Genomic DNA, 16,296 nt, shown 5'->3' with positions numbered 1-16,296 from the left:
AGGAGGAATTTATGAATATTTTTAAAAATTTCAGTATAAAGCAGAGATTTCTAATATTGTTTTTTGTTTGTCTTATGACATTTATTGGATTTGGCATCTTTGCTTTAATTGAACTTGATAACCTGGCGAAAGTAACTAATAGCTTATATAATCAATCATCAAGAGTTTCAGATGCTACGGTTAATGCAAAAGTGGATTTGGTTAAAATTAACAGTGCTATAAATGATGTGATTTTATCATCAGGTAGTGATGAAATTCAACAAGGGATAGATCAGGTTAACAAATATGAAAGTGATTTTCAAAAAAACTTAGATACTATAGGAGAAAATTCTGTTGATTCTGATTCCAAAAGAAATTTACAAGACGCTAACAATATTCTTTCTAAATGGTGGAAACCACAGAGAGACAAAATTATTAAAGCTGTGCAAGAAGGTAAAAAAGATGATGCCATAAATATATCTAAGGGTATAAGCTCAGATTTTGTAAGTGAGCTTGAACTTGATCTTAATAATATATATTCAAATTCTTCAACTAATCAAACCAGTTTAATTCAGCAATCAAACGCACTGCAGTCTTCAGAAAGAATAACTTTATTTTTAACTTTAGCAATTTTAACAAGTATACTTTTAGTATTATTTATGTTAATAACAACGAGTATTTTAGCTCCTATTAACAGATTAAGAGATCATATGATTAAAATTTCAAATTCAGGGAATTTTGAGGAATATGAAATAAACCAAAAAGATGAAATTTCGGAAATGGGTAAAAACTATAATATATTGATAAATAAATTAAAAATTGATTTTTGGATAAACAATGCTCGAAATTCACTAAACGACGAAATGACTGGCAGCGTTTCTGTAAAGGAATTAACGCAAAAGACTATTAATTTTTTGGCAAAAACTTTAGATGCTGGAAATGCAACTTTTTACATATATAAAAATTCAGAGAATAAACTTATTTTGAATTCCTCTTTTGCTTTTACAGAAAGAGAGAGATTATCAAATACATATGACATGGGTGAAGGAATAGTTGGACAAGTAGCTTTAGAGAGAAATCCAATACATCTCAAAAAAGTGAAGGAGTCAGAAGCTGCAATTTGCACTTCAACCGTGTTTGGTCCACCACTTAATGTCTATGCCTTTCCATTAATTTATGAGAATGAACTCTATGGAGTTATTGAATTATCTTCTTTTGAGTATTTTGATGACTTAAAAAAGAAATTTATAGAAGAAGTATGCAATGCAATTGCCATAAATCTTTACTCTGTAATTCAAAATGAAAGGATTAAAGAACTATTAGTTAAAAGTGAAGAGGCAACTAAAGAAGCTCACGAAATATCAAGTGAACTTAAAAATGCAAATGAAGAACTAGAAGAACAACAAAGACAGCTTCAAGTTCAAGCTGAGGAACTCCAACAAACTAATTCTCAACTAGAAGAACAACAGCAAATACTTCAGCAGCAAAGTGAAGAACTACAGCAAACTAACACTCAGCTTGAAGAGCATCAAGTACAAATAGAAGAGCAGTCAAGACTTCTAAGTATTAAAAATGAGGAGTTAGAAAAATCTAAAGAAGAAATTTTGGTACGTTCAAAAGACTTAGAAGCTGCAAATAAATATAAATCTCAATTTTTAGCAAATATTTCTCATGAACTTAGAACACCTCTTAATTCAATTATATTATTATCTAATCTCTTGATTAGAAATGGAAAAGATAAGTTCGAAAATGGTACAAGAGAAAAATTTAAAGTTATATATAACTCAGGACAGCATCTACTTCGTTTAATAAATAATATTTTAGATTTATCAAAAATCGAAGCTGGGAAAATAGATCTTAATTATAATTATTTTAATACAAGGGATCTTATAAAAGAGCTTAGGGATATTTTTGATGAAACAGCAAAGGAAAAAAATATTCAGTTCATATTTGAAGATCAATTTGAAAATAATTTCTATGGTGATAGAGATAGAATTTCACAAATAATTAGAAATTTTTTATCTAATGCGTTTAAATTTACAGATAAAGGAGCTGTAAAACTAAAAATAGCAGAAGATTATCAGTATGAAAATAATCTAGTATTTTCTGTATCTGATACAGGAATAGGTATAGCTAAAGAAAAATTAGATATAATTTTTCAAGAATTTCATCAAGGAGATGGATCCATTTCAAGAAAGTATGGGGGTACAGGACTTGGATTATCTATTAGCAGCAAGCTTTGTGAACTTATGAATGGTAAAATAGAAGTAAGTAGTGAACCTGGAGTAGGAAGCACATTTTATTTGTATTTGCCTTTAGCTCTTTCAGAAGAGTATTCTACAAAGCAAGAGGCAGCTGCTGCTATTAGTCTAGAGCCTAAAAATAAAAAAGAAGTGCACATAGAAGAAATAAAAGATGTAAAACAAAAAAATCTACTAATAGTTGAAGATGATAAAAACTTAATACAGTCAATAAAAGCTGTCTCCGAAGGTATAGGCTTTACTACATTAATATCCAATAGTGGGGCAGAGGCACTAAAGTTTATAAAAGAACATGAAATTAATGGCATTTTATTAGATTTAGGATTGCCAGACATAAAGGGAATAGCTTTGCTGAAAGAAATTAATAAAAAATTAAAACTGAAAAATACATATGTTCCTGTTATTATTTATACAGGTATGGACATATCTTCTGAAAAAGAAAAAGAGATAAAATTATATGCAGACAGAATAATTATTAAAACTGCAAACTCGGATGAAAGATTGCTAGATGAGCTGACTTTAATACTCCATAAAGTTAATGATGAAGAAGAGTACAGAAGTATTATGACTTCTAAAATAAATAAAGATACAGTACTAAATCTAGCTAATAAAAAAATACTCATTGTAGATGATGATCCACGAAACATATTTGTGCTTGCGGCTGCCTTAGAAGATTATGGTGCAGAAATCATTGAAGCTGAAAATGGAGAAGCAGCATTAAGAAAACTTGAAACTCAGGCTGTAGATTTAATTTTAATGGATATAATGATGCCTGTTATGAATGGATATGAAGCAATTAAAAAAATACGAAGTTCAGATAAAATTAAAAATATACCGATTATAGCTACAACAGCAAAGTCATTAAAAGGTGATAGAGAAAAGTGTATGGCAGCTGGTGCCAATGATTATATCTCCAAGCCAATTGATTATGATGTGCTGATAACATTGATAAAAGCTTGGATTAATAAAGCTTAATAAATTCGGGAGGTTAATTTGACTATTAGGACTATTTGCAAGCAGGATAAAATATATCTAACAATAATTGGGGAATTAGAAGACTCTAAACAAATAGCTGAATTGGTGGAATCTTTAAGTATATCAGAAACTAAAAATTTTAATGTGACTTTTTTAGGTGCCAATATAATTCCCAAAAGTATTATAGAAAAACTTTTTATTTTGCAAGAGCATAAAAAATGTAATATTTTTGTTTTAAAAAGATATTTGTTCTCGTATTTACAATATTTGGGAATAAAATGCAACTATATAACTGAAAAATTAGCTTTTAAAAAGCCTAAAGATAATATATCTTATGAAAAAGAAAAACCAAGCCAGGAAGAAATCTACATTTTCTTAAAAGATATAAACAATATTTATGGATATGATTACACAGAGTACCAAATGGATAGTATTATGCGAAGAATAAATATAGCCATGATCAGAGAGAGAATCTACGATTTTAACATATTTAGAGAACAAGTACTACAGGATCAAAAAATTTTCCATGACTTATTTTTAGATCTTTCCATAAATACCACGGAGTTTTTTCGGGATTATGAAGTATTTAATATGATTAAAAATAAAATACTGCCCTATTTAAATTCCTATAATCACATTAAAATTTGGTGTGCAGGTTGTTCAATAGGTAAAGAAGTATATTCACTAGCTATAATACTAAAGGAAGCAGGTATGCTTAGCAAAACTCAAATTTATGCCACGGATATCAATCCCTATGCTATTGAAGAAGCAAAAAATGGTATGTATTCAATTACTACTTTGGACAAGGATATAGATAATTACAGAAATGCCCAAGGAGAAAAAAGTTTTATTCAGTATTTTGATATTAATAAAAGCTATATTAAAGTTAGGGAAGAATTGAAAAAAAATATATTATTTTTTCAGCATAGTTTACTAAGTAACGGAACATTAAATGAGTTTAATCTAATACTTTGCAGAAATGTTTTTATTTATTTTAATGATGGTTTACAGGAGAAGGTCTTAAAAAACTTTTATAATTCCTTAGATAATAATGGATTTTTAGTGCTTGGTAAAAGTGAAGGAATTCAAAAAAATAATGGACACAATTATTTTTATAAGTATAATGAGCAAAATAAAATATATAGGAAAATAAATAAGTGAACAAATGATTTAAAATAGTTTTTTACTGAAAAAAATAAACAATCATGCATTGTTTGTTAAAAAGCTGATAAATATATAGTTGTTAAAAATGTAGTTAAAAATAAAAATACACGAAATAAGAATATTATAATAGCTGCAAAATCAATATATAAATTATGCAACGAACAAAAATTATCAATAAAATATAACTTTTTAATAATAATTAGTTGACATTATTATTAAAAAGTTATATATTAAAAGTGTACTGAATTTGTATACTTTATTCCATAAGCTACTATAATTGTTAATAAATCTTACTTAGGGAGGATTTGTATTCTCACTAAGTTTAGATGAATTATTCAGTGAATATTACAGAGGATAGTCATGGGATAAATTATGAACAACATTTACTTGTAATTTAATAATCAAAACTATACCAAAATGGTATACTATTAAGGGGGATTTTACTATGTCAATGTGTGAAAATTGTACAACATGTCAATCAGCAGATAAAGTGTTAGAGGGGTTTATAGGCTCTATGGATATGGAGACTTCCCATCATAGAGTGGAAAAGCAAAAGATAAAATGTGGATTTGGACAACAAGGTGTCTGTTGTAGACTATGTGCTAATGGACCTTGTAGAATAACTCCAAAATCACCAAATGGAGTATGTGGAGCTAATGCAGATACTATAGTTGCAAGAAACTTTTTAAGAGCTGTAGCCTCAGGAGCTGCCTGTTACCTTCATGTTATTGAAAATACAGCATTAAATCTAAAATCCATTGGTGAAACTAAGGGAACTATAAAGGGAGTTAACGCTTTAAATAGAGTAGCTGAAATTTTAAATATAGAAGAAACTGACATACATAAGAAGGCAGTTTTAGTAGCTAAAACAGTCCTTAACGATATATATAAGCCTAGATATGAAAAAATGGAAATTGTAGAAAAAATGGCTTATAAACCTAGAGTGGAAAATTGGAAAAAATTAAATATAATGCCTGGTGGAGCTAAAGCAGAAGTATTTGATGCTGTAGTTAAGACATCTACAAATCTAAGCAGTGATCCAGTGGACATGTTATTGCACTGCTTAAATCTTGGAATATCTACAGGACTTTATGGACTTACTCTTACAAACTTACTTAACGATGTTATGCTTGGAGAGCCTGTAATAAGACCAGCTAAGGTAGGCTTCAAGGTGGTAGATACTGATTATATAAATATAATGATTACCGGACATCAGCACTCTACTATATCTCATCTGCAGGACATATTAAACGATGAAAAAGTAGTAGAAAAAGCTAAGAAAGTTGGTGCAAAGGGCTTTAAACTTGTAGGATGTACTTGCGTAGGTCAAGACTTACAATTAAGAGGAGAACATTACAAAGATGTATTTTCAGGCCATGCTGGAAACAACTTTACCAGTGAAGCATTAATAGCAACTGGTGGAGTGGATATAATAGTTTCAGAATTTAACTGTACACTTCCAGGTATTGAACCTATTGTGGATGAATTCATGGTTAAAATGATATGTCTTGATGATGTGGCAAAGAAAGCAAATGCAGAGTATAAGCCATATTCCTTTGAAAACAGAGAAGAGATAAGTGATTATATTATAGATGAAGCTGTTAAGAGTTATAGCGGCAGAAGAGACAAAATTACTATGAATATACCAAAAGATCACGGTTATGATGATGTAATAACTGGGGTTAGTGAACAATCTCTTAAAGACTTTCTTGGTGGAACTTGGAAACCGCTTGTAGATTTAATTGCATCAGGAAAGATTAAAGGAGTAGCAGGAGTAGTTGGTTGTTCAAATCTTACTGCTAAAGGTCACGATGTATTTACTGTAGAATTAACTAAAGAGCTTATAAAGAGAGATATAATAGTTCTTTCAGCTGGATGTTCCAGTGGTGGACTTGAAAATGTAGGTTTAATGTCTCCAGCAGCTGCAGAACTTGCAGGAGAAAATTTAAAAGAAGTATGCAAGAGTCTTGGAATACCTCCTGTATTAAACTTTGGACCATGTCTTGCCATAGGAAGACTTGAAATGGTTGCAACAGAACTTGCCGCATATCTTGGTATAGATATTCCTCAGCTTCCACTAGTATTATCCGCACCACAATGGCTAGAAGAGCAAGCTTTAGCTGATGGAGCTTTTGGATTAGCTCTTGGACTTCCACTTCACCTTGCAATACCTCCATTCATAACGGGAAGTAAAGTGGTAACAAAAGTTCTTACAGAGGATCTTGAAGGTCTAACAGGTGGAAAACTTGTACTTGAAGATGATGTAGTAAAAGCAGCAGATAAACTTGAAGAAATTGTAGTTAATAAAAGAAAAGCATTAGGACTATAGATTGGTGGTGGCCTTTATGAAGAGAATTATGATAGATAAGGAATTGTGTAGTTCTTGTTTAAACTGTTACATTGCCTGTGCTGCAGAGCACAATGACAGTGGTAAGTCATTGCTTGATATAGATCTTGAAAATATCAAAAGTGAAGGAAGAAATCATATTACCATAGATAGTACAGGAAAACCAGTGCCTATATTCTGCCGTCACTGTGACGAACCAGAATGTGTTAATACTTGTATGAGTGGTGCCATGACTAAAAATAAGGAAACAGGTGTAGTTTCTTATGATAAAGAAAAATGTGCTTCTTGCTTTATGTGTGTAATGTCCTGCCCTTTTGGAGTATTAAAACCTGATACGGCAACTAAAAAGACTGTAGTGAAATGTGATCTATGTGGTGATAGAGAAACACCAAGATGTGTAGAAAACTGCCCAACTGGTGCTATATATGTTCAGGAGGTGAATGCATAATGAAGTATGTAGTAATAGGAGCCAGCGCTGCTGGAGTTAATGCTGTACAAATTCTGAGAGAATTAGACAGTTCCAGTGAAATTACAATTATATCAAAAGATACTGATGTATATTCAAGATGCATGCTTCATCATGTGATTGCCGGCAAGAGAAATTTAGAAAAAATATCTTTTATAGATAAAGATTTCGTTTCTAAATATAATGTGAATTGGATAAGAAACAAAAATGTTACAGATATTAATCTAGATAAAAAAGAAGTTGTTTTAGAGGATAATTCCACAGAAAAATATGATAAGCTCTTAATAGCTTCAGGGGCTTCCTCCTTTATTCCACCTGTTAAAAATCTAAGAGAGGCTAAAGGGGTTTATTCTTTAAGAAACTATGATGATGTGCTAAGTATTGAAGATGGAATAAAATCGTCAAAGAAAGCAGTAATATTAGGAGCGGGACTTGTAGGTATAGATGCTGCAGTGGGTCTTATGGAAAGAGGCATAAAGCTGTCAATTGTAGAGATGGGTGATAGAATACTTCCTCTTCAATTAGACAAAGAGGCAGCTAACAGATACCAAAAGCTTTTAAAGGATAAGGGAATAGATATTTATACTTCTGTAAAATTGGAAGAAGTAATATTAAAGGAAAACGGATTTGTAGATAAGGTAAAACTTTCAGATGGAACTGAAATAGAATGTGACATGATAGTGGTAGCAGCTGGAGTTAGACCTAATGTAGGCTTTATAAAAAATGAAAGCATAAAAGTTGAACGAGGTATTGTAGTAGATAATACTGGCAGTACTTCAGCTAAGGATGTTTATGCTGCGGGAGATGTAACCTTCACTGCACCAATTTGGCCTATTGCAGTAAAACAGGGTATTGTTGCTGCCTACAATATGACCGGCCATGAAAAATATCTTGAAGATACTTTTGCTCTAAGAAATTCCATGAACTTCTTGGGACTTGAATGTGTATCGTTAGGGAATATAGAAGCTCCAGATGACAGCTATGTTGTGGATATTATTAAGACAGAAAATGTCTATAAGAAAATAATTCATAAAGACGGTATAGTGTATGGAGCAATTTTGATGGGAGATATATCTTACTGCGGAGTACTTCAGCAAATTGTAAAGAATAAAATAGATATATCAAATATAGATAAGAACATTTTCAATATAGACTATTCAGACTTCTTTAGCATAAAGGAAGATGGTCAATTCAAATATAAGGCTGTGTAGTTTTAAAAGAGTCTGTCTCATAGTGCATATCTATGCACTATGAGACAGTTTTTTAGCTTCAATATAAAGTACCTTTATAAATTTTTTTATATTTATTCGAATATGGGAAAATGAATTATTTGTTTTGTTTTCTATTTCCAACATTTTTTTTCGTACTTCAGTAAAATCAAAAAACTTTGATGCATATTCTTCAAATTTAGGGTTACTATAATCTGTAAGTCCTAAGGAAGCTATATAATTTATGCTTTGAAATATAGCCCTTCTGATTCTCTGCTCAGAAGCTTTTATTTCTTTTTTTATATCCGATTCTGTACAAGAGTTTCCCAATTTTTCTATAGAAATATTGGTGAATAAAGCCTTTAATGAAGGAAATTCAGATTCGTATAATTCTTTATCTGCATTTGCCAGGTGCTGAATTATATCTAGTATATCCTTACTGCCACTTTCACTTATCATGCCAAGATCCGTTAATATAAATTGAGCGGCTTCTGAAATTGTCTTTTTTAAAGGTTTCTCAACAGGTACTTTCAACTCTTGAAAACCAAGCAGGTTAATAGTTTTCTGAATATCATTTATGGAATTTTGCAATTTTATATTGGAGATTACTTTTTCTATTATTTTTATAACTTCCATTCTATTAATTGGCTTTGTTATGTAGTATTCCACTGCCATGGAATATGCTTCTCCAATTATTTTTTTATCCTCTATTTGTGAAAGCATTATAATCTTGAAATTTAAGGAGCTGCCAAGATCCCTAATTGTTTCAATGCCATCTTTAATAGGCATAAGTAAATCAATGATGAGAATATCTACTTTTTTAAAGGTTAATAGATCTATATTTACAAATGAGCCATCTTCTGCTTCACCAACTACTGTACCTAGATCATAATCCTCAATAATTTCTGATATCATAGAGCGAACTGCTATATCATCATCAACAATAAAAAAATTCATTATATCATCCTTTCATTAGGTATCTTCAAAAAAATATTTTCAGAGTATGCTAATATGTTAAGTACTTGTAGCTAGAGCTAGTGACTATTATATCTTAGTCAAGCTTTTAATTGGCAGTTTTATAGTAAAAATGGTGCCCTTTATAAGGGGAATACTTTTTATTTCCATAGTACCATTAAGATTTTCTATTACGCTTTTTACATAGGGAAGCCCCATACCTGTAGAAGATACACCAGAATCATCATACTTTGTAGTATATCCTGGTTTAAAGATTAAATCTCTTTTCTTCTCAGGAATACCAGAACCATCATCATGAATTTCAAATTTAATATATTCATTATCTTTGTAAACTATAATTTTTATTAATCCAATTTCTTTAATTGACTCAATGGAGTTGGATACTAAATTATTAATGAGAGAAAGAGTAGTATAAATATGAAGCAGAGGAGTAGAAAAATCAGCTTTAAAAATAAATTCTATTTTTTTCTCCAGTAAAGCTGCATATTTTTTATTGCTATTTATAATAATATTCCCTATTTCATTTATATCCATATAATCTATGTTACTTTCCTCAGAGATCATTTTAGAAATACCTGCGTATATTCTTTGATTATCTTTTTTTATATCATGTACTTCTCCTGCAATAACCAGTAATCTTTTAGATAATTCTTCCGTACTCATATTTAAATCTTTGTTTTGTATATTTCTATATAAATTATAACAGTTTTTCGTAATATTTTCTGCATCTTGTAAGGATTTTTTTAGTTCTACAGCTTCCTCATACAAGCCAGATATTAGAAATATCATGTGACTATTTTGCTTTTGCTGGTGAATTACTTCCAGTTCAGCTTCATGAAGTTTAAGCATACTAAAAATTCCAAGTACAAAAATATTTCTGATAATAGCTATAATTATTATTTCACCTATCATTAGTGAATTAATAGTACCGTCTAAAATAAAATATCTTAAGCTGAGTTCTACAATATTTGAACAAATTTCTATGAAAATAGCTAAAAATATGATTATATCTAAACGATTCTTAAAATTTTTCACTTTCATTAAATAAAATAAGAGCGAATAAGTAAAATAATAGAAAAAGGAAGGAAAGTTCATGTTAAGTGAGTGTATCAGATGAAAATTTCCTGCTGCATTGAAGTCTAAAAAAACACGGAAAGCCACTACAGTTATACCTACTATTAGGGTTGGTAAAATTATGGGTATTTTATGAGCCCATAACAGAAAAAAGAAAAAAATAGGCGTACCCATACTTACACGAAAACTATCATGAAAAGGAAAAAATTTAAATTCGCCAGCTATGGGTATTAGTATTATAAACAGCACATATATGTAAAAGTTCTTCTTCAACAGTAATTCACTCCTTGGTTGTAAAGGTATTTTTGCATAAGCTTTATTGATAAATAATATAGCCTATTTCTAGTAAATTAACAAATATTATAAACTATTTTATTAATTTATCAAAACATTTTGTAGGTTTCCGTTGTATTTTATAGATGCAATTATAATATAGCAATATAATCTTATATCAAAAAAATGATGGAAGTCAAAAGGAAATAATTAATAAAAAAGAAAAGGTGAAATTATAATGAAAAAATTTAGATGTGGATTAGCTCTGCAGATTGTTATTGGTCTGGTGCTTGGTATTACAGTAGGAGCTATTTTTTACGGAAATCCAGCTGTGGAGACTTATCTTGAACCCATAGGACAAATTTTCCTTAATCTTATAAAGATGATAGTCATACCTATTGTTTTCTCATCACTGGTAGTTGGTGTGGCAGGTGTAGGTGATATTAAAAAGCTTGGCAGACTAGGTGGTAAGACTATTATTTACTTTGAGTTAATTACTACTATTGCTATTATTTTGGGGCTTGGGACTGCTAATATGTTTCATCCTGGAAGCGGTGTAAATATTCATCAACTTTCAAAGGTAAGCATTAAGAGTTATATGAATACAGCTACTTCAGCTCATCATGGTTTGGCAGATACTTTTGTAAATATTGTTCCTAGTAATTTCTTTGAAGCACTTTCTACAGGAAATTTACTTCCAATTATATTTTTCTCTGTTATGTTTGGCTTAGGGGTAGCTTCCATAGGAGAAAAGGGAAAGCCTGTACTTAATCTTTGTCAAGGTATTGCAGATGCAATGTTTTGGGTAACGAATCAAGTTATGAAAACTGCGCCTATTGGTGTATTTGCACTAATTGGGGTTACAATATCTAAATTTGGAATTGCTTCTTTGATTCCATTAGTAAAATTAATTATTACTACTTATGGTGCAATGATTTTCTTTATACTGGTGGTACTTGGAATTGTAGCAAAACTGGCTGGTACAAGCATATTTAAAATGATTAGAATATTAAAAGATGAAATTATTCTGGCTTATACCACTGCAAGTTCTGAAGCAGTTTTACCAAAGATCATGGAGAAGATGGAGAAATTCGGCTGCCCAAAGGCCATTACATCTTTTGTTATCCCAACAGGATATTCCTTTAATCTTGATGGATCTACATTGTATCAATCCATAACAGCATTATTTATTGCCCAGATATATGGAATTCATATGTCTCTTCCTGCCCAAATTAATTTAGTGATTGTGCTGCTTATAGCCTCAAAGGGCATGGCGGGGGTACCGGGAGCATCCTTTGTAGTTTTGCTTGCAACTTTAGGATCTGTAGGTATTCCAATGGAGGGAGTAGCCTTTATTGCAGGAATAGATCGTGTTCTTGATATGGCAAGAACTGTGGTAAATGTTGTGGGCAATTCTTTAGCAGCAGTAGCTATATCAAAATGGGAAGGAAAATATAATTCTGTAAAAGGACAGGAGTATGTTGAAAATATAAATTCTATAAGAGAAATAGCCTAGGAATGGTGTTCAAAAACTATAGAGATATTTCTGCCAATTTTTGTTTGAATATTTATATTATATAAATAATAATTTAAGAACAACTCGAGCTTATTACTCAAGTTGTTTTTTTTGTTGTTTTACAATAAATATCTAATTATATTATTTATTTTATAAATTTTTTAAATATTTTTGTGAAATTAATAAAATAATTTATAGGTTTTTATTGGATTTTGTAACTACAAACTATAATTTAAATATATAAACATAAGACAAGCTTACTTATGCTTTAATTAAAAAATAAGAAAATTGGAGGAATATTATTGTAAAGAAAAACTAATAGCAACAATGATTACTTTCACAATTTTAACAACAGTATTATTAGTGTGATGTGGCAATTCAACATCACAAGTAGGTGGAAAAAAATATATTATATATCATGAGATTTTTTAAAATATAACTTGTTAAAGCATGTGAAAATAAATAGTAAATTAAGTATACGAGTATAATGGCTAGTTATTTATTTATGACGCCTTAAATAAAAATTTAAAAATATAAAGGTTAAAGGAAGTTTGTTATCATGACAGAAATTAAACAGGAAGTAAACTTAAACACAGCACAAATGTTAGTAAAGTGCCTAGAGGCTGAAGGAGTAAAGTATATTTTTGGTATTCCAGGTGAAGAAAATCTGGAAGTAATAAATGCAATTGCAGATTCAAGTATTAAATTTATCACAACCCGTCATGAACAGGGTGCCGCATTTATGGCAGATGTCTATGGGCGTCTTACAGGAAAGGCAGGGGTTTGTCTGTCAACATTAGGTCCTGGTGCAACTAATTTAGTAACCGGTGTAGCAGATGCTGACGGTGATGGCGCTCCTCTTGTTGCCATTACAGGTCAGGTAGGTACTGAAAGAATGCATATTACCTCACATCAATTTTTGGATCTTTGCAAAATGTTTGAACCAATTACAAAGAGAAGTAAACAAATTGTTCGCCCTGATGCTGTAAATGAAATTGTTAGAATTGCTTTTAAATATGCTGAAAGTGAAAAACCAGGAGCATGTCACATTGATTTACCTGTAAATATTGCAAAAATGTCAGTAAGTATTGGAGAAAAACCACTGCAAAAAAAGATTCCACCAATTGAACATGCGGATTTATCTGCAATTGAAGAAGCTGCAGGTGAAATTTTTAAAGCAAAAAATCCTATCATATTAGCTGGAATAGGTGCTATTCGTAATAATTGTGCAGAAGCCGTTACAGAATTTGCAAATAAGTTAAAAATTCCTGTAATTAATACAATGATGGCAAAAGGTATTATTCCCTTTGACAATAAATATTCAATGTGGACAATTGGTATTCCTCAAGAGGATTATGTGGATAAAATTATAGAGGAAGCAGATTTGGTAATTACCATAGGATATGATATTGTAGAATATTCTCCATCAAAATGGAATATAACCGGTGATATTAAAATTGTTCATGTTGATACAAGACCATCACATATTAATAAGTTATATCAGCCAATTGTAGAGGTAGTTGGAGAAATTTCAGATTCTCTTTATGATATAATGAGAAGGACGTCCAGAAAAGTAGAACCAGTAAAGGCTCTGGAGATTAAGGCAAAAATGCTAGCTGAACATGAAAGCTATGCAAATGACAATGCCTTTCCAATGAAGCCGCAAAAAATTTTAAATGATGTTAGGAAAGTTATGAAGGAAGATGACATTGTTATTTCAGATGTAGGAGCACACAAAATGTGGATAGCAAGGCATTATAATTGTTATAAACCTAATACATGTATTATTTCAAATGGTTTTGCCACAATGGGTATTGGGCTTCCTGGTGCCATTGCAGCAAAATTAATTAATCCGGATAAGAAAGTATTAGCCATTGTTGGCGATGGTGGATTCATGATGAATAATCAGGAACTAGAAACAGCGCTTCGTATAGGAACTCCAATTGTAGTTTTAATCTTTAATGATAGTAATTATGGTTTAATAAAATGGAAACAGGAGGATCAATATGGAAAGAGCTGCTGTGTAGATTTTACCAATCCTGATTTTGTAAAAATGGCTGAGAGTATGTATGGAAAAGGATATAGTATAGAAAAGGCAGAGGATTTAATTCCAACTTTGGAAGAAGCATTTAAGCAGAAAGTGCCGGTAGTTATTGATTGTAAAGTTGATTATGATGAAAATGTAAAATTAACAAAGCATTTAAAGAAAGTTTGTGAAAATCTGTAAATATGGAGGAACAAAGTGAAGGAATTATCTATTTGGCCAGAGATTTATACATTTGACAGATGTGAAGAATTTATAAATAAGTTTAAAATAGGAAAAGATGATTTGATTATTACAAGTGAACACAACTACAGGCCATATTTTAAAAAATTTAATCTTGATGCCAAGGTGATTTTTATTAGAAAATATGGTAATGGAGAACCAAGTGATGAAATGGTAGAGGCAATATATAAGGATATAAAAGATCTTTCTTATAAAAGGGTAGTGGGAATTGGTGGAGGAAGTGTTCTTGATGTTTCAAAATTGTTTGCACTAAAAACAATTTCACCGGTAATTGACTTGTTTGATCATAAATTAGGATTTATAAAGGATAAGGAATTGATATTGATTCCTACCACATGTGGAACAGGCAGTGAAGTAACTAATATTTCTATTCTTGAATTAAAGTCAAGGCATACAAAGCTTGGTCTTGCCGTAGATGAATTGTATGCTAATTATGCTGTTATGATTCCAGAACTTTTACAAGAATTACCCTTTAAATTTTTTGCCACCAGTTCTATTGATGCATTAATTCATGCCATTGAATCCAGTGTTTCACCAAAAGCTTCAAGTTATACAGAAATGTTTTCCTATAAGGCAATGGAAATGATTTTAAAAGGATATCAGGAAATTGAAAAATATGGACAAGAGGCAAGAATTCCACTGCTAAAAAATTTTTTACTGGCAAGTAACAATGCAGGAATTGCCTTCGGTAATGCAGGCTGCGGAGCAGTACATGCCATGAGTTATCCTTTAGGGGCTAATTATCATGTCCCCCACGGAGAATCAAATTATGAGATATTTACCGGAGTTTTCAAAAAATATCAAGCTCTAAAGCCCAGTGGAAAAATCGCAAAATTAAATGCGTTTTTAGCAGAGATTTTAGATTGCAGAGAAGATAAAGTCTATACGGAAATAGAAAAACTATTAAATGTACTTATTCCTAAAAAACCATTACATGAGTATGGTGTCTCAGAAGAAGAACTAAAAGAATTTACTGAAAATGTCATGACTAAGCAAGGACGTTTAATGGCAAATAATTATACGGAACTTACTAGGGAAACAGTATATGAAATATATAAATCCTTGTACTAAAATATATATATTAAATGGAAAATATCAGCTGTGCATATTATTGTATAGCTGATATTTTACTATAAATTAATACATTACAAGATTAAAATAACTAAAATAAGTACAAAAACTGGTATAAAAGCGTTATAAATTATAAAAATAAATGATATCATATATTAAAATAGACAATATTACACAAATATAAACAAAAACGTTGTATAATAGAGCTATTTGTACATTTTTTACATAGCAATATGTGCTATAATATAAACAATATATTAATGGAAAAACGAGGTGAAATAAATGGATAATGTACAATTTACAAAAGAATATATTAATGATCGAATTGAGGAAAGAGGATTTGATGAATATGGACAAATATGCATTGATTTCTCTAATATATGTAACAAAACAGAGCTTCTTGAAGCTGTAAAACAGTTAGAATTTACAGCTAAAAAAGGACAAGGCAAAGGTGTGTATTGGATAATGAAAAAATAATCCTTACCCAATCGTTGAATATCGACATTATTATTTAGGCATATTCAAATAAATAACTAGTCAGTATCTTTGACTTACTATTTATTTTCATATGTCTTAAAATTGTTTTCAAAATTTTAAATAATAATCCTTTTTTATATGTTATACTAATAAAAAATACATTTAACGACAAAAAGGGGTTGAAATTGGTTTGTATTAATCTAATGGATTATGTTGAATATGA

11 protein-coding genes are annotated in these 16,296 nt (G+C 30.4%); 9 read left to right on the top strand and 2 right to left on the bottom strand.

All coding sequences use genetic code 11. The features are described from left to right. The first annotated feature begins 11 nt into the window (after positions 1 to 11). The 5 genes from ABF633_RS02660 (at position 12) to ABF633_RS02640 (ending at position 8,403) form a co-directional block, all read left to right on the top strand. A complete protein-coding gene (locus tag ABF633_RS02660) occupies positions 12 to 3,215 on the top strand; it encodes a response regulator (protein WP_415521753.1) in 3,204 nt (1,067 codons plus the stop codon). Between the two features lie 18 nt (positions 3,216 to 3,233). Continuing rightward, positions 3,234 to 4,376 carry a CheR family methyltransferase gene (locus ABF633_RS02655; RefSeq protein WP_415521751.1) on the top strand — a complete coding sequence of 381 codons (1,143 nt, stop codon included), beginning with the start codon at positions 3,234 to 3,236 and terminating at the stop codon, positions 4,374 to 4,376. Positions 4,377 to 4,824: 448 nt separating this feature from the next. Further along, entirely contained in the window at positions 4,825 to 6,708 is a 1,884-nt protein-coding gene (cooS, locus tag ABF633_RS02650) for an anaerobic carbon-monoxide dehydrogenase catalytic subunit (RefSeq protein WP_415521749.1), read from the top strand. 16 nt (positions 6,709 to 6,724) lie between these two features. Then, entirely contained in the window at positions 6,725 to 7,174 is a 450-nt protein-coding gene (locus ABF633_RS02645) for a 4Fe-4S dicluster domain-containing protein (protein ID WP_415521748.1), read from the top strand. After that, entirely contained in the window at positions 7,174 to 8,403 is a 1,230-nt protein-coding gene (locus ABF633_RS02640) for an NAD(P)/FAD-dependent oxidoreductase (RefSeq protein WP_415521746.1), read from the top strand. The genes ABF633_RS02645 and ABF633_RS02640 overlap by 1 nt, the downstream gene beginning before the upstream one ends. A 30-nt stretch (positions 8,404 to 8,433) precedes the next feature. Here the strand turns inward: ABF633_RS02640 and ABF633_RS02635 are convergent, their stop codons facing one another. After that, positions 8,434 to 9,357, bottom strand: coding sequence for a response regulator (locus ABF633_RS02635; protein ID WP_415521744.1), 924 nt, complete (start codon positions 9,355 to 9,357; stop codon positions 8,434 to 8,436). An 87-nt stretch (positions 9,358 to 9,444) separates the two neighbouring features. Further along, positions 9,445 to 10,722 (bottom strand): ATP-binding protein, encoded by a 1,278-nt coding sequence (locus ABF633_RS02630; protein WP_415521742.1) that lies wholly within the window; start codon positions 10,720 to 10,722, stop codon positions 9,445 to 9,447. A gap of 238 nt (positions 10,723 to 10,960) precedes the next feature. Between ABF633_RS02630 and ABF633_RS02625 the strand changes: the two genes are divergently transcribed. The 4 genes from ABF633_RS02625 (at position 10,961) to ABF633_RS02610 (ending at position 16,073) form a co-directional block, all read left to right on the top strand. After that, positions 10,961 to 12,238: a cation:dicarboxylate symporter family transporter gene (locus ABF633_RS02625; protein WP_415521740.1), complete on the top strand. Its 1,278-nt coding sequence runs from the start codon at positions 10,961 to 10,963 to the stop codon at positions 12,236 to 12,238. 559 nt (positions 12,239 to 12,797) lie between these two features. After that, complete coding sequence (locus ABF633_RS02620; protein WP_415521738.1) at positions 12,798 to 14,465, top strand: acetolactate synthase large subunit; 1,668 nt, start codon at positions 12,798 to 12,800, stop codon at positions 14,463 to 14,465. A gap of 15 nt (positions 14,466 to 14,480) precedes the next feature. Beyond that, the gene (locus ABF633_RS02615) at positions 14,481 to 15,596 is read left to right on the top strand and encodes a 4-hydroxybutyrate dehydrogenase (protein ID WP_415521736.1); all 1,116 of its coding nucleotides are present in this window, start codon (positions 14,481 to 14,483) and stop codon (positions 15,594 to 15,596) included. Positions 15,597 to 15,878: 282 nt separating this feature from the next. Beyond that, a complete protein-coding gene (locus ABF633_RS02610; RefSeq protein WP_415521734.1) occupies positions 15,879 to 16,073 on the top strand; it encodes a hypothetical protein in 195 nt (64 codons plus the stop codon). Positions 16,074 to 16,296: the final 223 nt, after the last annotated feature.

Origin of the sequence: Clostridium sp. (assembly GCF_047718555.1) — a bacterium.
GTDB lineage: Bacteria > Bacillota > Clostridia > Clostridiales > Clostridiaceae > Clostridium_I.
The sequence above is the reverse complement of the archived record's forward strand: the minus strand, read 5'-3'. Positions and strand labels throughout refer to the sequence as shown.